Annotated in this window: 22 protein-coding genes and 1 pseudogene; 13 read left to right on the top strand and 10 right to left on the bottom strand. The window is 68.9% G+C overall.

Features of this window, described 5'->3' with window-relative positions; all coding sequences use genetic code 11:
* The first annotated feature begins 51 nt into the window (after positions 1-51).
* The 3 genes from BN3385_RS03000 to BN3385_RS03010 are packed head-to-tail and all read left to right on the top strand — an operon-like array spanning position 52 to position 2,390.
* Positions 52-825 (top strand): lysophospholipid acyltransferase family protein, encoded by a 774-nt coding sequence (locus BN3385_RS03000; protein WP_059014898.1) that lies wholly within the window; start codon positions 52-54, stop codon positions 823-825.
* A 6-nt stretch (positions 826-831) separates the two neighbouring features.
* The gene (locus BN3385_RS03005; RefSeq protein ID WP_059014900.1) at positions 832-1,578 is read left to right on the top strand and encodes a lysophospholipid acyltransferase family protein; all 747 of its coding nucleotides are present in this window, start codon (positions 832-834) and stop codon (positions 1,576-1,578) included.
* The gene (locus tag BN3385_RS03010; protein WP_059014902.1) at positions 1,578-2,390 is read left to right on the top strand and encodes a Cof-type HAD-IIB family hydrolase; all 813 of its coding nucleotides are present in this window, start codon (positions 1,578-1,580) and stop codon (positions 2,388-2,390) included. The genes BN3385_RS03005 and BN3385_RS03010 overlap by 1 nt, the downstream gene beginning before the upstream one ends.
* Here the strand turns inward: BN3385_RS03010 and BN3385_RS03015 are convergent.
* Genes BN3385_RS03015 through BN3385_RS28505 form a run of 6 tightly spaced genes read right to left on the bottom strand, consistent with a single transcriptional unit; the run spans position 2,387 to position 5,697 of the window.
* Positions 2,387-2,872, bottom strand: coding sequence for a hypothetical protein (locus BN3385_RS03015; protein WP_059014903.1), 486 nt, complete (start codon positions 2,870-2,872; stop codon positions 2,387-2,389). The genes BN3385_RS03010 and BN3385_RS03015 overlap by 4 nt on opposite strands.
* 37 nt (positions 2,873-2,909) lie before the next feature.
* Positions 2,910-3,734 (bottom strand): ABC transporter permease, encoded by an 825-nt coding sequence (locus tag BN3385_RS03020; protein WP_059014905.1) that lies wholly within the window; start codon positions 3,732-3,734, stop codon positions 2,910-2,912.
* Positions 3,724-4,533 carry an ATP-binding cassette domain-containing protein gene (locus BN3385_RS03025; protein ID WP_059014907.1) on the bottom strand — a complete coding sequence of 270 codons (810 nt, stop codon included), beginning with the start codon at positions 4,531-4,533 and terminating at the stop codon, positions 3,724-3,726. The genes BN3385_RS03020 and BN3385_RS03025 overlap by 11 nt, the downstream gene beginning before the upstream one ends.
* The gene (locus BN3385_RS03030) at positions 4,530-4,982 is read right to left on the bottom strand and encodes a MarR family winged helix-turn-helix transcriptional regulator (RefSeq protein ID WP_082690254.1); all 453 of its coding nucleotides are present in this window, start codon (positions 4,980-4,982) and stop codon (positions 4,530-4,532) included. The genes BN3385_RS03025 and BN3385_RS03030 overlap by 4 nt, the downstream gene beginning before the upstream one ends.
* A gap of 25 nt (positions 4,983-5,007) precedes the next feature.
* Entirely contained in the window at positions 5,008-5,508 is a 501-nt protein-coding gene (locus tag BN3385_RS03035; RefSeq protein WP_059014909.1) for a metallophosphoesterase family protein, read from the bottom strand.
* 12 nt (positions 5,509-5,520) lie between these two features.
* Positions 5,521-5,697, bottom strand: coding sequence for a hypothetical protein (locus BN3385_RS28505; protein WP_197415111.1), 177 nt, complete (start codon positions 5,695-5,697; stop codon positions 5,521-5,523).
* A gap of 66 nt (positions 5,698-5,763) precedes the next feature.
* Here BN3385_RS28505 and BN3385_RS03040 point away from each other — a divergent pair, with 66 nt between their 5' ends.
* Genes BN3385_RS03040 through BN3385_RS03055 form a run of 4 tightly spaced genes read left to right on the top strand, consistent with a single transcriptional unit; the run spans position 5,764 to position 9,030 of the window.
* A complete protein-coding gene (locus BN3385_RS03040; protein ID WP_059014911.1) occupies positions 5,764-6,069 on the top strand; it encodes a hypothetical protein in 306 nt (101 codons plus the stop codon).
* A 24-nt stretch (positions 6,070-6,093) separates the two neighbouring features.
* Positions 6,094-7,296 (top strand): CoA transferase, encoded by a 1,203-nt coding sequence (locus tag BN3385_RS03045; RefSeq protein ID WP_059014913.1) that lies wholly within the window; start codon positions 6,094-6,096, stop codon positions 7,294-7,296.
* On the top strand, positions 7,293-8,099 hold the full coding sequence (locus BN3385_RS03050) for an acyl-CoA thioesterase (RefSeq protein WP_059014915.1): 807 nt from the start codon (positions 7,293-7,295) through the stop codon (positions 8,097-8,099). The genes BN3385_RS03045 and BN3385_RS03050 overlap by 4 nt, the downstream gene beginning before the upstream one ends.
* A 22-nt stretch (positions 8,100-8,121) precedes the next feature.
* Positions 8,122-9,030, top strand: a complete 909-nt coding sequence (locus tag BN3385_RS03055; RefSeq protein WP_059014917.1) for a TIGR03564 family F420-dependent LLM class oxidoreductase — start codon at positions 8,122-8,124, stop codon at positions 9,028-9,030.
* Here BN3385_RS03055 and BN3385_RS03060 read toward each other — a convergent pair.
* The 3 genes from BN3385_RS03060 to BN3385_RS03070 form a co-directional block, all read right to left on the bottom strand.
* Positions 9,027-9,674, bottom strand: a complete 648-nt coding sequence (locus tag BN3385_RS03060) for a TetR/AcrR family transcriptional regulator (protein ID WP_059014919.1) — start codon at positions 9,672-9,674, stop codon at positions 9,027-9,029. The two genes, BN3385_RS03055 and BN3385_RS03060, sit on opposite strands and share 4 nt — an antisense overlap.
* Positions 9,675-10,970 carry an acyl-CoA dehydrogenase family protein gene (locus BN3385_RS03065; RefSeq protein WP_059014921.1) on the bottom strand — a complete coding sequence of 432 codons (1,296 nt, stop codon included), beginning with the start codon at positions 10,968-10,970 and terminating at the stop codon, positions 9,675-9,677.
* 81 nt (positions 10,971-11,051) lie between these two features.
* Positions 11,052-12,086 carry an NAD(P)-dependent alcohol dehydrogenase gene (locus tag BN3385_RS03070; RefSeq protein ID WP_059014923.1) on the bottom strand — a complete coding sequence of 345 codons (1,035 nt, stop codon included), beginning with the start codon at positions 12,084-12,086 and terminating at the stop codon, positions 11,052-11,054.
* A gap of 57 nt (positions 12,087-12,143) precedes the next feature.
* On the opposite strand from BN3385_RS03070, the gene BN3385_RS03075 reads away from it, so the two are divergent.
* The 6 genes and pseudogenes from BN3385_RS03075 (at position 12,144) to BN3385_RS03100 (ending at position 19,080) form a co-directional block, all read left to right on the top strand.
* Positions 12,144-13,001 (top strand): PRC-barrel domain-containing protein, encoded by an 858-nt coding sequence (locus BN3385_RS03075; RefSeq protein ID WP_059016323.1) that lies wholly within the window; start codon positions 12,144-12,146, stop codon positions 12,999-13,001.
* Positions 12,998-14,236, top strand: a complete 1,239-nt coding sequence (locus BN3385_RS03080) for an NRAMP family divalent metal transporter (RefSeq protein WP_059014925.1) — start codon at positions 12,998-13,000, stop codon at positions 14,234-14,236. The genes BN3385_RS03075 and BN3385_RS03080 overlap by 4 nt, the downstream gene beginning before the upstream one ends.
* A gap of 98 nt (positions 14,237-14,334) precedes the next feature.
* Complete coding sequence (locus BN3385_RS03085; protein WP_059014927.1) at positions 14,335-16,743, top strand: beta-propeller domain-containing protein; 2,409 nt, start codon at positions 14,335-14,337, stop codon at positions 16,741-16,743.
* Positions 16,744-16,774: 31 nt separating this feature from the next.
* Positions 16,775-17,575 (top strand): annotated as a pseudogene (locus BN3385_RS03090) (enoyl-CoA hydratase/isomerase family protein).
* A complete protein-coding gene (locus tag BN3385_RS03095) occupies positions 17,572-18,465 on the top strand; it encodes an SDR family NAD(P)-dependent oxidoreductase (protein ID WP_059014929.1) in 894 nt (297 codons plus the stop codon). The pseudogene BN3385_RS03090 and the gene BN3385_RS03095 overlap by 4 nt, the downstream one beginning before the upstream one ends.
* Positions 18,466-18,474: 9 nt before the next feature.
* Positions 18,475-19,080, top strand: coding sequence for a GNAT family N-acetyltransferase (locus BN3385_RS03100; protein ID WP_197415112.1), 606 nt, complete (start codon positions 18,475-18,477; stop codon positions 19,078-19,080).
* 12 nt (positions 19,081-19,092) lie between these two features.
* Here BN3385_RS03100 and BN3385_RS03105 read toward each other — a convergent pair whose 3' ends face one another.
* On the bottom strand, positions 19,093-20,142 hold the full coding sequence (locus tag BN3385_RS03105) for a glycoside hydrolase family 183 protein (protein WP_059014933.1): 1,050 nt from the start codon (positions 20,140-20,142) through the stop codon (positions 19,093-19,095).
* Between the last annotated feature and the right edge of the window lie 15 nt (positions 20,143-20,157).

The following is a 20,157-nucleotide window of genomic DNA, read 5'->3' on the forward strand; positions in this document are numbered from 1 at the left end:
GCACCCGATACGAGCTTAGCCGCAGCCTCCGCTACGGCTAGGCTTGCCGCTGTGGAGCCGGTCTACGGAACAGTCATTCAGCTCGCCCGCCTGGTCTGGCGTACGCAGGGGCTGAAGTTCACCGTGTCCGGTGTGGAGAACCTGCCCGTCACCGGCGGTGCCGTCGTAGCGATCAACCACACCAGCTATTTCGACTTCACCTTCGCCGGTCTGCCCGCTTACCTGCAAAAGCGCGGTCGCAAGGTGCGCTTCATGGCCAAGCAGGAGGTCTTCGACCACAAGATCACCGGCCCGATCATGCGCAGCCTGCGCCACATTCCGGTGGACCGGGACAGCGGCGCGGCCTCGTTCGACGCGGCGTGCCTGGCGCTGAAGGCCGGCGAGCTCGTCGGTGTCTATCCCGAGGCGACCATCAGCCGCAGCTTCGAGCTCAAGGAGTTCAAGTCCGGCGCCGCGCGGATGGCCATCGCCGCCGACGTGCCGATCATCCCGCACATCGTGTGGGGCGCTCAGCGCATCTGGACCAAGGATCATCCGAAGAAGATGTGGCGGCCGAAGGTGCCGATCGCCATCGCGGTAGGTGAGCCGATCCAGCCGACGCTGCCACCCACCGAGCTGACCGCACTGCTGCGCTCCCGCATGCAGCACCTGCTCGAGCAGGTCCAGGACGCCTACGGTCCTTACCCGCCGGGTGAGTTCTGGGTGCCCCACAGGCTGGGTGGGGGTGCGCCGACGCCGGCGCAGGCCGCCGAACTCGAAGCGGCCGAGGCCGCCGAAAAGGCCGCTCGCCGTGCGCAGCGCGACGGGACAGGACCGCCGGGGTAGGCGGGCATGGAACCCGTCTTCCGCACTCTGGAGATCATCGCCGGCAACGCGGTCAGGGCGGCCGGGACCAAGATCACCTATCAGGGCTTGGAGAACATCCCGCCGCGCGGCGGTGCCGTCGTCGCGATCAACCACACCAGCTACATCGACTTCCTGCCCGCAGCGCTGGGCACCAAGCAGCGCAAGCGGCGTATCCGGTTCATGATCAAGGCCGAGATGCAGAACGTGCGGATCGTCAACTACCTGATCGGCCGCTGCGGTGCCATCCCGGTCAATCGCCAGGCGGGGGGATACGCCTACTCCGAGGCCGTGCGCCAACTACGTGCCGGTGAACTGGTGGGTGTCTACCCGGAGGCGACCATCAGCCGGGCCTTCGAGCTCAAGGATTTCAAGAACGGGGCGGCGCGGATGGCGTTGGAGGCCCACGTCCCGATCATCCCCTGCATCGTCTGGGGCGCGCACCGGGTCTGGACCAAGGATCACCCTAAGCAGTTGGGCCGCAACAAGATTCCCTTTATCGTTCGGTACGGTGCCGCGCTGCTCCCCGTCGGATCGGTGACCGAGCTTGATGCCGCGCTCAAGGACCGGATGAGCGCCTTGCTGCGGGACGTGCAACTGGCCTACCCGCACCCCGAGGGCCAGTGGTGGGTGCCGCAGAGCCTGGGTGGCGGCGCTCCGACGCTGGACGAGGCCAGGCGACTCGACGAGATCGAACTCGCCGAGCGGGCCCGTCGGGCCAAGGAGCGCCACTGATGCTGCCCGCTCTGATCGCCACCGACGTCGACGGCACCCTGCTCGACGACAACGAGCGCGTCACCGACCGGACCCGCAACGTGGTGCAGGCCGCGGTGGCCTCCGGTGCCCAGTTCGTGCTCGCGACCGGCCGGCCGCCGCGCTGGATCCCGCCCATTGTCGAGGCGCTCGGGTTCGCGCCGATGGCGGTGTGCGCCAACGGTGCTGTGATCTATGACCCCGATCAGGATCGGGTGATCTCGGCTCGCACCCTCTCGGTCGACGTCCTCGGTGAACTGGCCGAGATCGCGACGCGGGTCATTCCCGGTGTCGGTTTGGCGGTGGAACGGGTGGGCCGCAGCGCGCACGACTCGGCCACACCGCAGTTCGTCAGTTCACCCGGCTACGAGCACGCCTGGCTCAACCCCGACAACACCGAGGTCTCCATCGAGGACCTGCTGAGCGCTCCCGCGGTCAAACTGCTCATCCGTAAGGCCGGTGCCCGCAGCTCGGATATGGCCGAGATCCTCATCAAACATATTGGCGTCCAAGGTGATATCACCTACTCGACCAACAACGGCCTAATCGAGGTGAACCCGATCGGGACCAGCAAGGCCACCGGCGTCGAAGAACTGGCGCGGCCGCTGGAGATCACGGCCGAGGACGTGGTGGCCTTCGGGGACATGCCCAACGACGTGCCGATGCTGCGCTGGGCCGGTCACGGAGTGGCCATGGGCAACGCCCACCCCGACGCGATCGCGGCGGCCAATGAGGTCACCGCGCCCAACACCGACGATGGTCTGGCGCGGGTTCTCGAACGCTGGTGGCTCTAGCCCGCGGACGCACCGCCGCGCAACACCGTGCGGGTCCGCAGCAGCCCCGCCGCCATCAGCATCACGTAGGCGTAGGGCATCACCATGACCGGGGATCCGGTCGCCAGGAAGAACCGGGTGGCCATGACGGCGTCGTGAATGCCCACCCACACCAGGCAGAACGCGAGGAACCACCAGGCCCACCGCTGACCCTCGCGTAGCGCGAACCGCGAGACGACGATGACCGCCACCGCTGCGGCCGCCACGTTGACGCCGCCGACCGAGGCCAGCAGGCTCAGCCATGCGTCGGCGTCGGTCCCCGCCGAGGTGAGCGACTCGTAGTCAAAGTTCAGGTGGCCCAAGCCTGTCCACACGGGTGACTGCGGGTTGGCCGCGGCTGTCCAGAAGGTCAGGAGCGTCATGACACCGGCGGTGAGCGGCACGAAGCCGGCGACGAAGGTGAGCCACCAACCGGGAACAGCCGAGGATGTGGGAGAAGCCATGTCATCGTGGTGTCAGCACGACGGCTGCGCGTTACAGCTACGCCACCAGCCTGCGCAGCAGCGCCGAGGCCGCGGCGACCCCCACGACCGCGGCCACTACCAGCACCGCGATGTCCAGCCACGGATGCGCCGAGGGAATGCCCACCAGCAGCAGCCGCAGTGAATCCACCTCGTAGCTCAGCGGATTCACCCGACTCAGCCACCGCAGCCACTCCGGCATGACCGACACCGGGTACAACGCGTTGGAGGCGAAGAACAGCGGCATGGTGATCGCCTGACCGATACCCATCAGCCGGTCCCGGTTACGCACCAGTCCGGCCAGTGTCATCGACAGACAGGCGAAGAACGCCGAGCCCAGCATCACCACCCCCATCGCGGCCAAGATCCACAGCGGGTTGTGCGTCATGTGGATACCCATGACATAGGCCAGGGCCAGCACCCCGACCACCTGCGCCACCGACCGCACCCCGGCCGCAAAGGCCTTGCCGGTGACCAATGCCGAGGCCGGCGCGGGGGTGACCATCAGCTTGGCCAGAATCCCCGCGTCCCGGTCCCAGATGATCGCGATGCCGTAGAAGATCGAGATGAACAGCGCCGACTGCGCGATGATGCCCGGAGCCAGGAAGGCCAGGTACGGCACCGACCCGGTGTCGATGACGTGCAACCGGTTGAACGTCGTGCCGAAGATCAGCAGCCACAGGGCCGGCTGCACCAGCCGGGTGAACAGCTCGGTGCGGTCGTGGCGCAGCTTCTGCAACTCCACCCACGCGAACGTCTCCATGCGGACCGCCAGGCTGCGGGCCCGACGCCATCCGTGGGGTGCGCGCAGCATGCCGGGGGAGGTCACCGAATCAACCGGCATGACGTGCCGCCTTCCGTCCCGCCCGGATCTCGCCCAGCCCGGCGCGCGCAGTGTCCTCGGCGAGATCCGAACCGGCGTAATGGCGGAACACATCTTCCAGCGTGGCCGCCGGCCCGACCTTGCCCTTGAGTTCGGCCGGGGTTCCGACCGCCCGCAGCGAACCGTGGTGCATCAAGGCCACCCGATCGCACAGCATGTCGGCTTCCTCCATGTAGTGCGTGGTCAACAGGACCGTCATCCCGAAGTCCCGCTTCATCTGCTGCACCTGCGACCACACCCCGTCGCGCGCAATCGGATCCAGGCCCACGGTGGGCTCGTCGAGAATCAGCAGGGAGGGGCGGGTGACCAACGCCTGAGCCAATTCGAGGCGGCGCACCATACCGCCGGAGTATGTGCCCGCCAGCCGGTCGGCCACCTCGGCGAGCTGCATGGCCTCCAGCGCTTCGCGTACCCGCTCAGCGCGCCTGGACCGTGGCACGTCGTAGAGGCGGGCGAACCATTCGACGTTCTGTTTGCCGGTCAGCGCGGGTTCGATGGAAAGTTGTTGGGGCACATAGCCAAGGTTGTAGCGGATGTCCATGGTGTCCCGGCGGGCGTCGAGGCCGAAGATGTGGACGTCACCCCGCTGGATCGGGGTCAGGGTGGTCAACAGCCGGACGACGGTGGTCTTGCCCGCGCCATTGGGCCCGAGTAGCCCGAGCGTCTCGCCGCTGTGCACCTCCAGCGAGAAGTCGTCTACCGCGGTGAAGTCGCCGTAGCGATGGGTCAGGTGCCGGCAGTCGATGGCGGGTGTGGTCATGATCGCTTCTCCTGCAGGGTGTCGGTGATCTGGGCGAGCACCCGAAGCCCGGCGGTCAGGGCCTGCGCGTCCTCGTGGTCCAACTGCTCGAGCGCCTCGGCCAGCGCGGCACGACGGGCGGCGCGCGACGCGTCGGCGAGGTGCTGGGCCGGCTCGGTCAGCGCCAGTCGGCCCACCCGCCGGTCCGCCGGATCGGGCGTGCGAACCAGCAACCCGTCGGCCGACAACTTCGAGACCAGGGTGGACGCAGTGTTGGGTGCCAGGGCCAGTTCGGTGGCGGCCTCGCTCACCGAGATGCCGGGCTGGCGGCCGATCAGGCGCAGCAGTTCGGCTTGGGACTCGGTGAGACCGGGTGCGGCGAACGGGCTGCCTGCCGACCGGCGCAGCGTGCGCCGAAACCGGCCCACCGTCCGGAACAGGTCGGTGACCAGGTCGGTGCGGGTGTCCACACCCAAGAATACCTCTGTAACAGAGCTAATGCTTCTCGATCTGGTGCAGCCGGACCTCACGCAGGCTGCCCGCACCCGTGACGGCGGTCATGTAGGTGCAGAACGGCTGGCGGCGACGGTCGGTGGGCGAGCCCGGATTCAACAACCGCAGACCGGTACGCGCGGTGGTGTCCCAGGGGATGTGGCTGTGCCCGAACACCAGCACGTCGGTGTCGGGATAGAGCTGGGCCATCCGGGCCTCCCGGCCTGAGGCCGCACCGGTTTCGTGAACCACAGTGAACCGCACCCCGTCGAGGGTCACGTCGGCGCGTTCTGGCAGCCGTTCCCGCAGCACCGGGCCGTCATTGTTGCCCCAGCAGGCGACCAACCGCTGTGAGCGGTCGGAGAGCTCGTCGAAAAGCTCCACATCGATCCAGTCACCGGCGTGTATGACGACGTCGCAGCGTCCCACCTCGTCCCAGACCGGTCCGGGAAGATCCCTGGCCCGTTTGGGGATGTGGGTGTCGGCCAGCAGCAGCAGACGCATGGCCCGATCCTCTCACCGCCCGCCGCGCTCGGCGCGTGCCTCCGCACCCGTCTGGCCGGCGTCGAAGTCGTCGTCGGGTCCGGTCGCACCGACATAGGTACCGCTGTCACCGTGCTTGCCTGCCCGCGAGGAGGCGACGTGCTCGTCGGATGCGACGTCTTCGCTGTTCTCGTCTGTCGGGTGCGTCATGTCAGCCCGACTACCCCGGCGGGCAGGCTGCCAACCCCGTTTATCGCGGCCTAAGCTGGGAACGAGATGACCATGTCCAGTAACGATGTCGAGAAGCGCTGGCACGACCCGGCCATGTTCCGGTCGGCGGTGACCTATGTGGTCAGCGTCGTCGCGGTGGCCGGGGTGGCGTTCGCAGCCGCGGTCGCCTGGCACTCGCTGATCGCCGGCATCCTGGTCCCGGTGAGCCTGTTCGGCGGCGGCGTCGGGGCGCTGGTCCAGACCTACCGGGTGTGGAAGGGCGAGGGAGCCTGGCCCATCTGGCAGGCAGCGGGCTGGTTCCTGCTGATGCTCACGCTGATCTGCCTGGGCGTACCGGTCGCCGTGGCCTAGCCCGGCGCCCGCCATACTCATCGGGTGAGCGCATCACCCGACCTCCCGCTGGCCGGCGTCCGCATCGTCGAGATCTCCAGCTTCGTGGCCGTGCCGCTGGCCGGCATGACGCTGGCCCAACTCGGTGCCGACGTGATCCGGGTCGACCCCGTGGGCGGGGCGGCCGACTATCACCGCTGGCCGCTGACCGACGCCGGGGACAGTATCTACTGGGCCGGGTTGAACAAGGGTAAACGCTCGGTCGCCGTCGATATGCGCTCGCCCGAGGGTCAGTGTCTGGTGGCGTCGCTCATCGTGGACAGCGGCATCCTCATCACGAATGTCGCTGGCCGCCAGTGGCATTCCTACGAGACGCTGAGTGCGCAGCGGCCCGACCTGATCCACCTGGAAGTCGTGGGCCGCGCCGACGGATCCACCGGAGTGGACTACACCGTCAACGCCGCCACCGGCTTCCCGCTGGTCACCGGGCCGGCCGAACACCGCGGTCCGATCAATCATGTGCTGCCCGCCTGGGATGTCAGCTGCGGGCTCTACGCGGCACTGGCGGTCCTGACCGCGCTGCGCCGCCGCGACACCACCGGGCAGGGCAGCGCCATCCGGCTACCGCTGGACGATGTCGCCCTGGCCACCGCCGCCAATCTCGGCTTCCTCACCGAGGTGATGGTCAACGGCACCGAGCGGCCGCGGCTGGGCAACAACCTCTTCGGCCAGTATGGGCAGAACTTCACCAGCAGCGACGGGGTGTCGTTCATGATCGTCGCCTTGACCACCCGGCACTTCCGCGACCTCGCGGAGCTCACCGGAACCACGAAAGCCGTTGCCGCCGTGGGCGAGGCACTGGGTGCCGACCTCACCGACGAGGGCCAGCGCTACGAGCACCGTGACCTGCTGTCGGGATTGTTCGCCGCCTGGTTCCGCAGCCACACCGCCGAGGAGGTCACCGAGGCACTGTCGGCCAGCTCGGTGCTGTGGGACCGGTACCTGAGTTTCGCCGAAGTCGCCGAGCACCCCCGTGTCACGGCCAACCCACTGTTCACCCCGCTGGAGCAACCGCGCATCGGCACCTATCTGGCTCCCGGTCTGCCGATGTCGGTCGACGGCGCCCACGTCGCGGCCCGACCGGCACCGGCGCTGGGTGACGACACCGCCGCCGTCCTGTCCGAGTGCCTGGGGCTGAGCCCGGCGCAGATCGCCGATCTGGTCGAATCCGGCACGGTCACAACATGACCCATGTGCTGCCGGACTTACTCGATGTCACACCCGAGACGTCGGCCGACGACCTGTTCACCGGGGCGGCCGCCGGACCGCCCGACAAACGCGCCTACGGCGGGCATCTGGCCGCGCAGGCCCTGGCCGCCGCCTGTCACACGCTCAACCCCGGACTGGCACCGACCAGCCTGCACGTCCAGTTCCTGCGCGGCGCCGATGCCGGCGCCCCCGTCGACTACCAGGTGGAGCGGGTCTATGACGGCCGCACCTCGGCGTCTCGGCGGGTGCTGGCCCGCCAGGACGGCCGGCTACTGGTCACCGTGACCGCCTCGTTCTCGGCGACCGTCGACGGCCCCGAACATGCGCACCGCATCACCGCCGGGAACCCGGAGGCCCTGGCGGCCAACGGCCCGCTGGGCCCGGCGCCGTCGCTGCCGTTGGACGAGATCGACATCCGGTCCGAAGATGACTGGAGCACAGGGGAATTCGTGCGCCGGCTGTGGTGGCGGATCACCGTGCCGATGCCGGCGGATCCACTGGTCCACGCCTGCGCCGCGGTCTACGTCACCGATATCTACGGGATCGACCCGGTCCTGCAGGTCCACGGCCACTCGATGGTCGACCGCAGCCACCGCACCGCCACCACCGACTCCTCGGTGTGGTTTCACCGGCCGATCCGGGCCGACCGGTGGAATCTGCTGGAATCGCGGTCGCCGGCGGCGGCGCGCGGACGCGGCCTGATGACCGGCGGTCTCTACGACGCCGATGGCGTGCTGACCGCCACCCTGGCCCAAGAGGGACTGGCCCTGCCGCGCACCTGAACCGGCGCGGTACCGTCACCGGATGAAGTACGGAATCTTCGGCGGCGCCGTCAACACCGGAACACTCGACGATGTGGTGGCCGAGGCGGCCTCAGCCGAGCGCGACGGCTTCGACTCCTTCTGGGCGCCCCACATCTTCGGCCACGACGCCCTGACCGCGCTGGCCGTGGTGGGCATCAAGGTGCCCCGCATCGAACTCGGTACCTCGGTGGTGCCCACCTTCCCGCGCCATCCGCACGCCCTGGCCCAGCAGGCCCACACGGTGAACGCCGCGACCGGCAATCGCCTGACCCTGGGCATCGGCCTGAGCCACAAACTCGTCATCGAGGATCTGTTCGGGCTGAGCTACGACAAGCCGGTGCGCCACATGCGCGAGTACCTGAAGGTGCTGATGCCGCTGGCGCACAACGAACCGGCCAACCTCGACGGCGAGGTGTACCGCGTGCACGCCACCGTCAGCGCCAAGGGTTCCGACGGTTTCGGTGTGGTGGTCGCCGCGCTCGGCGAGCAGATGCTGCGCGTCACCGCGGCCCTGGCCGACGGCACCCTGACCTGGTGCACCGGCCCGGCCACCCTGGCCGGGCACACCATCCCGACCATCAACCGGGCAGCCGAAGAGTTCGGCCGGCCGGCTCCGCGCGTCATCGCCGCACTGCCGGTCTGCGTCACCAAGGACATCGATTCAGCCACCGCGCGGGCCGCCGAGGAGTTCTCGGTATACGGCTCGCTGCCGAGCTATCGCGCGATGCTGGACCGGGAAGGTGTGGCGGGTCCGGCCGAGATCGCGATCATCGGCACCGCCTCGGAGGTGCAGGACCGGGTGGCGGCGCTGGCCGATATCGGGGTCACCGACTTCGCGGCGGTGGAAGTCGCAGCGACCCCTGATGAGGCCGCCGACACCCGCGCCGCACTCAAAGGCCTTCTGCCCTAACCGCGAACGGCACGCGCGCGGCGGGCGCGGCGCGCCTGACGCTCCCCGGCCAGCTCCCTGGTCTCGGCTGACGGCGCACCGGCCAGCATCGCGGCCACCGTGTCGATCAGATGGCTGGTGAACAGCCGGTCATCGGTGTGCGGTGCGGACGCGGCGCGCCTGCCCAGTTCGACGGCGGTGTAGATCAGTGCGGCCAGCCGGGTGTGCAGCGCCACTGCCACCGGATCGAGTAGCGGCTCCACCGCATCGCGCCAGCGCTGCATGCTGCTGCCCGGACCACCCGTGAAATCGAACGCCGGCACCGGCCGGTTCAACAGGTCGGCGTGGATGCGCAGGAACGCCGGGCCGCCGTCGGGGTCGTCGAGTTTGGCCGCCAGCGGCCGCACCAGCGCGGCGGCCATCGACCGCATCGAGGCATCCGCGGTGTCGAGCAGCGCATTGCGGCGAGCGTCGACCTCCGGCAGATGCTTGGCGGCGATGGCCGCCAGCACCCCGGCCCGATCGGTGAAGTGGTACTGCACGGCCATCACATTGCGGGTGCCGGCCGCCCTGGCGATCTCACGCAGGCTGACCGCATCCACCCCCCGCTCGGCGAACAGCGTCTCGGCCGCCGCCACAAGATTGGGACGGGTGTCGAGCGCCATCTAGAGTTCGGCGACTTCGTGCTCGATCAGGGCGGCCAGCTTGGCCTGCGCCGCCGCCCGCCGGGTCGGGATGTGCTGGGACGGGAACAGCGAGTGCACCGGTTCGTACTCCTTGAGGGTGCGCCGTGCCACCGTCAGCTTGTGCACCTCGGTGGGGCCGTCGGCGATGGCGAGCGACTGGGCAGCCACCATCATCTTGACGAACGGCATCTCGTCGGACACCCCGAGCGCACCGTGCAGATGCATGGCCCGCTGCACCACGTCGTGAAGCACTTGCGGCATCGTGACTTTCACCGCCGCGATGTCGCGGCGCACCTTCTGGTAGTCGTGGTACTTGTCGATCTTCCACGCGGTGCGCAGCACCAGCAGCCGGAACTGCTCGATCTGAATCCAGCTGTCGGCGATCTTCTCCTGGGTCATCTGGTAGTCGCCGAGCGGGCCGCTGCGGGTCTGCCGCGATACCGCCCGCTCGCACATCATGTCGAAAGCGCGGCGCGCCAACGCAATCGTGCGCATCGCGTGATGAACGCGGCCCCCGCCGAGACGGGTCTGAGCGATCGCGAAGGCCTGGCCCTCACCGCCGAGCACGTGGTCGGCGGGCACCCGCACGTCGTTGTAGCGGATGTAGCCGTGGCCGGCCCGCTCGTCGGACTCCCCACCCACACCGACGTGCCGGATCACCTCGATGCCCGGGGTCTCGGCGGGCACGATGAACAGCGACATCTTCTGGTGCGTGCGGGCCTCCGGGTTGGTCACCGCCATCACGATGAAGAAATCCGCATTGCGGGCATTGGAGGAGAACCACTTCTCGCCGTTGATCACCCAGGAGTCCCCGTCACGCTGCGCGCGGGTGGTGAACAGGCCGGGGTCAGAGCCGCCCTGTGGTTCGGTCATCGAATAGCACGACGAGATCTCACCGTCGAGCAACGGCTGCAGGTAGCGCTGCTTCTGCGCCTCGGTGCCGAACAGGGCCAGGATCTCGGCGTTGCCGGAGTCCGGCGCCTGGGAGCCGAAAACCGATGGGGCCCAACGGGAGCGGCCGACGATCTCGTTCAGCAAGGCCAGTTTGACCTGGCCGTAGCCCTGCCCGCCCAGGTCGGGGCTCAGGTGCGCAGCCCACAAGCCCTGCTCCTTGACCTGCTGCTGCAGCGGCCGCAGCACCTCGAGCACCTGCGGGTTCTTCTTCTCGTACGGGTCCAGTGGGGCGAAGTCCAACGGCTCGAGTTCGTTGCGCATGAACTCCTCGACCCAGTCGAGCTTGTTCTGGTACTCCGGGTCGGTCTCGAAATCCCACATCAGGTCATCCTCTGCTTCGCTGCGTTAAGGCGGCGCGAGCATAACTTGATGCAACTGCATTAATCAACGCTCAATCAGTTGTCACGGAACGATGACCGCCCGTCCGGTGATCCGGCTCTCGTGCAGATCGTGGTAGGCGGTCACGGCGTCGTCCAGCGAATAGGTGGTGGACTCGACGCCGACGTCACCGCGTGCGGCCACCGCCAGCAGTTCGACGAGTTCGGGCCGGGTTCCCCAGTAGGTGGCGGTGATGCTCACCTCGTAGGGCTGGGAGAAGTACGACACCGGAATCTCGCCGCCGCCGATCCCGACGATTGTCACGTCGGCCATGGTCCGTGCCGCACTACGGGCCAGGTTCATCGTCGGGGTCACGCCGACGAAGTCGATCAGCACATCGGCGCCCCGGCCGCCGGTGAGATCCCGAATCGCTGCTGCGGCAGTCTCATCCGACACCAGCGTGTGGTGGGCGCCGACCTTGGCGGCCAACTCGAGAGCTTCCGGTTTGACGTCGACGGCGATCACCTGCGCTGCGGTGGTCGCCCGCGCGATCTGTACCGCAACATGTCCCAGCCCGCCCACACCGATCAGCACCACCGTGGCGTCCGGGGTGAGCTTGGACCAGGACCGCCGGATGGCGTGATAGGAGGTCAGGCCCGCGTCGGTCAACGGCGCTGCGGTGACCGGGTCCAAGCCGTCGGGCAGCGGAACGCAGAACCGTTCGTGGGGCACCAGCAGGAAGTCGGCCATCCCGCCGTCCAGGCCAAGGCCGCCGCCGCCCGCGGCCGCGGCGCGCTCGCAGTAGTTCTCGACACCGACGGCGCAGTGCGCGCAGGTGCCGCACCCCCACGGCCCGTAGACGGCGACGGCATCACCGACGGCAACCCCGCTCACCCCCGCGCCGATCGCATGCACCCATCCGGCGTTCTCATGCCCCAGGGTGAACGGCAGCTGCCACGGCACCAGGCCGGCGTCGAACTCGTAGAGGATGTGCAGGTCGGAGTGGCAGGCCCCGGCCGCACCGACTTTGACCACGACCTCGCCCGGCCCGGGCTGCGGGTCGGCGACCTCGACCAGTTGCGGATCCTGCTGAAACCCCACCATCCGTAGCGCGCGCATCCATCGATTACACCGGGTCTGCCCGGCGGCAGCGGCCGAATGCGGCATGCTGCGACTGTGCTGTTGCTCAGCCGGCTCGCCGGCCAGGACGTGGTCACCGGGGACGGCCGCATCGTCGGCCGGCTCGCCGACCTGACGGCCGATCTGGTCGAGGAGACCGGCCCGCATCTCGTCGACCGGCTGGTGATCAGATCCGGCCGTACGACACAGCTCGTCGTGCCGTGGGATCAGGTGGCCAGCCTCGGCCATCACCAGCTGGTGCTGGCCCTCGATGCCGCCGGCGCCGCGCGCTACGCCGTCGAGGACCTGTCCGCTGCGCTCGGCGAGCGGGAGATCCTGCTGGTGCGCGACGTCCTCGACACCCAGGTCGTCGACGTGGTGGGTCAGCGCCTGGCCCGGGTGGCCGATGTGGTGCTGACCCGTACCACCGACGGTCACCTCGAATTGGTCGGTGTCGAAGTGGGTTTCGGCGCGGTGATGCAGCGGCTGCGCTTCCCGACGTTCGACCGGCACCGCGAAGACATCATCGCCTGGTCGGATCTGCACCTGGCCTCCGAGCGCGGTCACACCGTGCAACTCGCCACCCCCCGCTCGGCGGTGCACCGCCTGGATCCCCGCGCGCTGGCGAACCTGGTCAGCAGGCTGGACACCGAGTCGGCTGCCGAGATTCTCACCACGAAGGGGCCGGGTGTGGCCGCCGATGTGGTGCGTGCCGCGCACCCCGCGGTCGGTGAGCGGGTGCTGCGCGCCATGCCCGACCCGGCGGCGGCCCGGATCGTGGCGGCCATGCCCGCCGAGCACGCCGGCCGATGGCGGGAACTGCTGGCCCGTGCACCCGCGTTGCGCGGGCGTCCCTTCCTGCGGTTTCGGGTGTGGCCGCGGCGTCGTCACCATGTCGGGGGGCCGACCGCGTGAGCGCACCGGGGGGGAACCGCACCCGGCTGGCCGCGCTGCTCGCCGTTGTCGGGCCGGGTCTGCTGGCCGGGTTGTCCGACGACGACCCGGCCGGTATCACCACCTACTCGGTTCTCGGCGCCGACCACGGCTACCAATTGCTGTGGGTGCTGCTGCTGTCCACCGTGGCCCTCGTGGTCTTCCACACCCTGGCCGCGCGCATGGGTGTGGTCACCGGGCAGGGCCTGATCGGGTTGGTGCGCCAGCGCTACGGCGTCGCGATCGGCGGGGCCGTGCTCGCCGCGCTGGTGATCGCCAACATCGGCACCACCTGCGCTGAATTCGCCGGCATCGCAGCAGGTTTCGAGCTGTTCGGTATCAGCCGCTACGTCAGCGTTCCGGCTGCGGGGGTGATCGTCTCGCTGCTCGTGCTGCGGGGCAGCTTCCACCGGGTCGAGCGGTTCCTGCTGCTGCTGTCCACGGTGTTCCTGGCGTATGTCGCCTCCGGATTCCTGGCCAAGCCGGACTGGGGTGCGGCCCTGCACGGCACTCTGGTGCCCACCATGCCGATGACCGGTCAGGCCATCGCCATCGTCACCGCCACGCTGGGCACCACGCTGGCACCGTGGGGCCTGTCGTTCATGCAGTCCTACGCCGTCGACAAGAAGTTGCGAACCGAGGACCTGCCCGCCGAGCGCATCGACGTGGTGACCGGCGCGGTGCTCACCGGAGTCATCGGCTTCTTCGTGGTGGTGGCGTGTGCGGCCACCCTGCACCGCGACGGCCGCAGCATCACCGACGCCGCTGACGCCGCGATCGCCCTGCAACCGCTGGCCGGAGAGGCCGCCTCGACACTGTTCGCCATCGGTCTGATCGGTGCGGCGTTCCTGGCGGCCTCGATCCTGCCGCTGTCCACGGCGTACTCGGTGTGCGAGTACGCCGGTCTCGAAGCCGCCATCGACGACCCGTACCGCGACGCCCGCACCTTCTACATGACCTACGGCATCGTGACCTTCATCGGCGCGGCGATCGTGCTGGCACCGAACGTCCCGCTGATCGCCATCCTGGTCGGCACCCAGGTGCTCAACGCGGTGTTGCTGATACCGCTGCTCATCGCGATGATCGGGCTCGGCCGGGACCACTCCCTGATGGGCCGCTTCGCAATGGGTCGTGCCGCGACCATCGGTTATGGCCTCACGACCGCGGTGGTGGTGCTGTGTGTGGTTGCGTTGGGCATCACCACGCTGGTCGCATGATCGACGCCGAGAAGTAACCAGCAAACCCCACTGCGGGCCGTCCTGTGCAGATAGTGTGAGCTCGCTGTGAACGACGAGGACGAACAAGGGTTGGGGTCTTGGCCGGAAAACATGGTGCTCGGGTAGGCGCGGCCGCCTTCGCGCTGGGACTGTCCCTGGCGGGGCCGCAAGCGCTCGGCGTCGCCTCGGCCGACGACGACACATCGTCGGCGTCCACCGGGGCGAGCAGCGACACCGGGTCGACGGCCCGCGGTTCGGCCGGCCGGCACGCCCCCCGCGGCAGCACATCCGCCCATACCAGCAGTGCGGCCGGCAGCCCACGGGCCGCCGCGGTGACGCGGCCCAAGGCCGCCGCCCCGGCCCGGCGGATCCCCCTGTTCAGCGCTGCCGCCGACGAACCCGCCGAAACAGCGACGGCCGCAACACAATCCGCGGTCACCCGGGCTCCGGCGGCCCGGTCTGCACGTCCGGCGGAGCAGGCCGGCGTGCCCGTACCCGACCAGATGATCGCGCTCAAGACCGAGTTCGCCCGCCTGATCGACATCGCGGCCAACCGCCTGGACGGGCTGCCCGCGAGCCCGGTCACCGAGTTTCTGCAGGGCGCACTGTTGCTGGTGCGTCGCGGTTTGTCGCTACCCGACACCGCCACCTACTTCACCCAGCAGGAGTTGCGGGAGTATCTGCTCGCCCTGGCCAAGCAGCGCTACGAGGGACTGTTCGGCCAGACCGTCCCGGTCTACGACTACGGCTACCCGTGGCTGTTCGATGTCATGTACCTCAAGGCCAACGGTGTCCCCGTTCCCGTCTCCGACACCAACACCCAGGTCGACGGGGTCGACGAGGCCGACTTCGTCGAAACCGACGGGCACTACCTGTATGTGGCCCGCAACGGTGAGCTGAAGATCATCGGCACCGACACCACCGTGGTGTCCACCGTCAGCCTGTCCGGCTCCGTCGTCGGCCAGTACCTGTCCGGCAACCGGTTGACGGTCATCACCCAGTCCGGCTACGGCGGCTGCTGCGTGCTCTACGCCAAGCCGGCCGGTCCGTTCTCGCCGTGGGGCCAGTGGAATCCGCAGACCACCGTGACCGTCTACGACATCACCGACCCGACGGCGCCCACGGCGGTCACCCGGCGAGTTTTCGATGGCGCCTACCGGGATTCGCGGGCCGTCGACGGTGTGGTGCACCTGGTGCTCGACGCCACGATCAAGCTGCCTGAACCGCTCTACACCGACACCCCGGTCAAGGGCATCCCGGTGACCGCCGGGCCCGCCGGGGTCACCGATCTGATGATCCGGTGGGGCAACCCGACCATCGCCGCCAACCGGACCTACGAAACGTGGGACGAGTACTCCGCGCGGGTGGCCGCCACGATCGTCAGCACCTCACTGCCGCACGCCTACAGCGTCGACGCGGCCGGCAACCTCGTCGACCTCGGCGTGCTCACCAAGGCCGGCAAGATCGTTCGGCCGAAGGAGAAGGTCAACCAGTCGCTGGTGACGGTGGTGTCCATCGACTCCGGGCATACGCTCGGCGCGACTGCCGGCGCCGACGGGTCGACCGCGATGGTGGAAGCCAGCGGCGAGACCGTCTACATGACCCGAGACGCGCTCTATATCGCGTCCTCGCACTACACCTACACCGACTCCGGATCCGCCAGTGATACCCGCCTGGACCGTTTCGCCGTTGCGGGTACCTCGGTGACATGGCAGGCCGGCGCCGTGGTGGCCGGCACCCTGATCAATCAGTTCGCGCTCGACGAATACGACGGGCACCTGCGGGTGGCCACCCACACCACGTCGAACTCCTGGGCCGGCGGGGTGTGGAGCTCGCGCAACGACAACGGCGTCTACGTGCTCGACGCCGCCACCCTGGCCGAGGTCGGCAAGGTGACCGGGCTGGCGCCCGGCGAGCAGCTGTACGCGGTGCGCTTCATCGGGGACATGGCCTATCTGGTCACCTTCCTGCGGACCGACCCGCTGTTCGCGATCGACCTCAGCGATCCGACGGCCCCGGTGGTGCGCGGTGAGCTGGTGATCCCCGGCTTCTCCAACTACCTGCAGCCCGTCGGCGACGGACTGCTCCTGGGCATCGGCCAGGAGCAGGAGGCCGGCACCTGGCGCAACCATGTGCACGCCTCGCTGTTCGACGTCACCGACCCGGCCAACCCCATCCAGGTCGACCGGCAGTTCCTCGACGAGGACGGCCAATGGTCCTGGAGCCAGGCGCAATTCGACCATCACGCGGTGCTCTTCTCACCCGAGGACGGCTTGCTGGTCCTGCCGGTTCAGGCCAGTGGATACGACCAGACCGGCACCTGGCATTACGGCCAGACGCTGAAACTGCTGCGGGTCGGGCCCGACGGCATCACCGAACTGGGCTCCATCGCCACCGACGAGCCGGTGATCCGCACCGTGCGCATCGGCGACGTGCTCTACGCCGTATCGGACACCACGGTCACCGCCTACGATCTGGCCGACTTCGGTATCCCGTCGCCGCTGTAGAACCGCAGCAGCGATATGTCAGGATCGCTGAGTGGGCACTGACACGACGGTGAGCGTCGACATCGACGATGCCGGGGTCGCCGTGCTCACTCTGGACGGTCCCGAACGTCTCAACGCGTTTTCCGGTGCGACGGCGCGCGCACTCAGCGAGGCCTACCGCCGCTGCGACAGTGACGACGCCGTGCGCGCGGTGGTTCTCACCGGGGCCGGTCGGGCGTTCTGTTCGGGTGCCGATATGTCCACGGCGGCAGCATCTTTCGACACCCCGGGCGAGAACTTCAGCGCCTCACCGGTGCAGCCGCCTGCCTACCGGGTGCGAAAACTCGTGATCGCCGCCATCAACGGACCGGCCATCGGGATCGGACTGACGCTGGCACTGCAGTGCGACGTGCGCCTGGTGGCCCAGGACGCCAAATTGGCCATCCCACAGGTCCGTCGGGGCATGATCGGCGACTGCGCGGTGCACTACACCCTGCGTCATGCGTCGGGCTTGGCGGTGGCCGCCGACATCCTGCTGACCGGCCGCACGTTCACCGGGACGTAGGCCGCCGCGCTCGGTATCGCGAGCCGAGCGCTGCCTGCCGCCGAGGTGCTGCCCGCCGCGCTGGAGCTGGCCCGCGACGTCGCGGTGAACGCCAACCCCGCCTCGGTGGCCTACAGCAAGCGACTGTTGTGGAGTGGGACGAACATCGACGAGGTGGCCGCCCGGGAGACTACGGTGCATCTGATGTTGATGGGCGGTCCGGACGCCGCCGAGGGGCCGGCCGCCTGGCGGGAACGACGGCCGCCCCGGTGGCGGTCGACGGCCGGGGAGACAGGAGATCCCGCATGACGGCGGCCAGTGCCAAGACCACAGCCGAGGTACTCGACGGAGTCGACCTGAGCGGACGCGTCGTGGTCATCACCGGCGCATCCTCGGGACTCGGTCTGCAGACCGCGCAGGCCATGCAGGGCGCCGGTGCCCAGATCGTCGCCGCGGTACGCGATCTGGAGAAGACTCGTGCAGCGCTGGACTGTGAAGTGGTGCCGCTGGACTTGACCGACCTGCGCACCGCGCAGGCCGCCGCCGACGCGATCGCACACCGGCACGGCCGCATCGATGTGCTCATCAACAATGCCGGCATCATGGCCCCGCCGCTGTCGCGCACCGCGCAGGGCTACGAAATGCAGCTCGGCACAAACCATCTCGGCCATTTCGTATTCACTACGGGTCTGGTGGACAGCTTTGTCGAGGGCACCCGCATCGTCAACCTCAGCAGCCGCGGCCACCTCTACGGCGGTATCCGCTGGGAAGACCCCAACTACGACGACGAGTCGGCCTACGACAAGTGGCAGGCCTACGGTCAGAGCAAGACCGCCAACGTGTTGTTCACCGTTGAGGCCGAGCGGCGCTGGGGACCGCGCGGGGTGCACTCCTTCGCGGTCCATCCCGGCGTGGTGGTCACCGAACTTGCCCGGCACATGACGCGCGATGACTACAGCGGCAGGCTGGCCAACCTGGAGGTCACCGACGTCGCGCATGGCGCCGCGACAACCGTCTGGGCGGCGACGTCGCCGGAACTGGACGGGCGCGGCGGGCTGTATCTGGAGGACTGCCGGATCGCCGAGCCGTTCGTCCCCGGTATGGAGGGCGGCTATGCCGCGTTCGCCGTGGACCCCGAGCAGGCCGCCCGGCTGTGGGACTGGTCGCAGCGACAGGCCGAACTTCATTTGGGTGACTAACCTTGCGGGGTGGCCACCGATGTCCGTCCCGCGCGCCGATCCGATATCCCGGCCATGGCACGGGTGCTGGGCCGGGCATTCCACGACGATCCGGTGATCACCTGGCTGCAACCCGACCCGGAACGCCGCACCGCTGCGCTGCCCGGCCTGTTCGGTGCGCTGGCCCGCCACCATTTCCTGCCCGGCCGCGGTGTCGAGGTCGCCACCAGCGACGACGGCATCGGAGGTGTGGCGCTGTGGGACCCGCCGGGCCGCTGGCAGCAGTCGCCGCGGGAACAGATCGCGATGCTGCCCGCCGTGCTGCGCGCCGTGCGCGGCCGGCTGGCCGTCAGCCGGATCGTCACCGACCTGATGAAAGAGAATCACCCCGAGGAACCGCACTGGTACCTCGCGGTCCTGGGCAGTGACCCGACCGTGCGCGGTACCGGATTCGGCCGGGCACTGATGCAATCCCGGCTGCAGCGGTGCGACGCCGAGTTCGCCCCTGCCTACCTGGAGTCGAGCAACCCCGACAACGTCCCGTACTACGAGCGGTTCGGGTTCGAGGTCACCGGCGAGATCGTGGTCCCCGACGGTGGGCCCACCCTGTGGCCGATGTGGCGCCGGCCCCGCTGAGACCGCTACGGGTCAGCGGTCCGCGGTGGTGTCCTGCAGGGTCACCCGGAACTGCATCACCCGATAGGGCCAGCCGCGGGCGGTATTCCATTGCGACACCATCAGACCCACGCCGCCGCGCACCCCGAGTCGGCTCCCGGGCAGCACGTAGCCGCCGTACAACTGGGCGACCCGGCACGACCCGTGATCCTCGTCGTCCCACGAGCAGCCGGTCACCGGGTATTGCAGCGGAACGCCGGTGAGGTCGGCGGTGGGGTCGGCGATGGTCCGGTAGCCCAGCGCGTACGCCGATGAGACGAAGCCCCCGAGCACCCACTGCCCGGCGGCCAACCGGCGCAGCGACAGTTCACCCCAGGTCTCCCCGGGTGGGGTGATCGGCCCCGGGGTTGAGCCCCAGCTGCGGCGGTACGGATCCCATGCGGCATAGCGGCTGCCGTCGGCGAGGTGATGTGGGCGCGCCCGGTGCAGGACGATGCCCTTGTTGCGCTGAAAACCGGTGGAGACGACGTACACCCAGCCGTCGTCAGGATTGAAGTCCCACGACCAGCATTGGCCGTGGCCGGAGTGCAGCCGGGCCGGGAACTTGGCGCCCAGATTGCGCCACGAACGTCCGTTGTCGGCGGAGCGCCAGATCTCGGTCCACACCACATTGCCGAAGCCGCGGTTGACGATCGCATGCAGGAAGAGGTCGTCGCCCACGCGTAGCAGGTCCGAGGGAATCACGGTGCTGATCCCGCGGCGCAGCAGACCACCGTCGGGGGAGTGCCGGTAGCGCCAGAGCTGATGCGCGTAGGACGGGTCAGGGCCGCCGGCCCGTCGGTAGACGACCTCGTGGGTGGCGTCCCCGGATCCGATCAGGATCACCGGTGAGCGCCAGTCGCCGACGCCGACGCGACCGCCGGAGAAGGTGTCCCCGAAGACCGAGACGAGGCTGCCGTCGGCCGCTGCAACCGAGGCGCCGAGGTCGGTACACGCCATGCCCCAGGCGTCGGTCAGACCGGGGCCTGTCACGTCTTTGACCTTGCCCACAAAACCGTCCGCTGGTCGGTTTACGGCCGCCATGGAGCTAGTCCATCA

The organism is Mycobacterium sp. M26 (assembly GCF_001494595.1).
Taxonomy (GTDB): Bacteria; Actinomycetota; Actinomycetes; order Mycobacteriales; family Mycobacteriaceae; genus Mycobacterium.

Bases quoted from the DNA above. Each gene is read 5' to 3' on its own strand.
- BN3385_RS03055 (WP_059014917.1), top strand. From the start codon at position 8,122: ATGAAGTACGGAATCTTCGGCGGCGCCGTCAACACCGGAACACTCGAC.
- BN3385_RS03065 (WP_059014921.1), bottom strand. From the start codon at position 10,970: ATGTGGGATTTCGAGACCGACCCGGAGTACCAGAACAAGCTCGACTGG.
- BN3385_RS03010 (WP_059014902.1), top strand. From the start codon at position 1,578: ATGCTGCCCGCTCTGATCGCCACCGACGTCGACGGCACCCTGCTCGAC.
- BN3385_RS03025 (WP_059014907.1), bottom strand. From the start codon at position 4,533: ATGACCACACCCGCCATCGACTGCCGGCACCTGACCCATCGCTACGGC.
- BN3385_RS03060 (WP_059014919.1), bottom strand. From the start codon at position 9,674: ATGGCGCTCGACACCCGTCCCAATCTTGTGGCGGCGGCCGAGACGCTG.
- BN3385_RS28505 (WP_197415111.1), bottom strand. From the start codon at position 5,697: ATGACGCACCCGACAGACGAGAACAGCGAAGACGTCGCATCCGACGAG.
- BN3385_RS03070 (WP_059014923.1), bottom strand. From the start codon at position 12,086: ATGCGCGCGCTACGGATGGTGGGGTTTCAGCAGGATCCGCAACTGGTC.
- BN3385_RS03035 (WP_059014909.1), bottom strand. From the start codon at position 5,508: ATGCGTCTGCTGCTGCTGGCCGACACCCACATCCCCAAACGGGCCAGG.
- BN3385_RS03040 (WP_059014911.1), top strand. From the start codon at position 5,764: ATGACCATGTCCAGTAACGATGTCGAGAAGCGCTGGCACGACCCGGCC.
- BN3385_RS03050 (WP_059014915.1), top strand. From the start codon at position 7,293: ATGACCCATGTGCTGCCGGACTTACTCGATGTCACACCCGAGACGTCG.
- BN3385_RS03020 (WP_059014905.1), bottom strand. From the start codon at position 3,734: ATGCCGGTTGATTCGGTGACCTCCCCCGGCATGCTGCGCGCACCCCAC.
- BN3385_RS03095 (WP_059014929.1), top strand. From the start codon at position 17,572: ATGACGGCGGCCAGTGCCAAGACCACAGCCGAGGTACTCGACGGAGTC.
- BN3385_RS03015 (WP_059014903.1), bottom strand. From the start codon at position 2,872: ATGGCTTCTCCCACATCCTCGGCTGTTCCCGGTTGGTGGCTCACCTTC.
- BN3385_RS03005 (WP_059014900.1), top strand. From the start codon at position 832: ATGGAACCCGTCTTCCGCACTCTGGAGATCATCGCCGGCAACGCGGTC.
- BN3385_RS03105 (WP_059014933.1), bottom strand. From the start codon at position 20,142: ATGGCGGCCGTAAACCGACCAGCGGACGGTTTTGTGGGCAAGGTCAAA.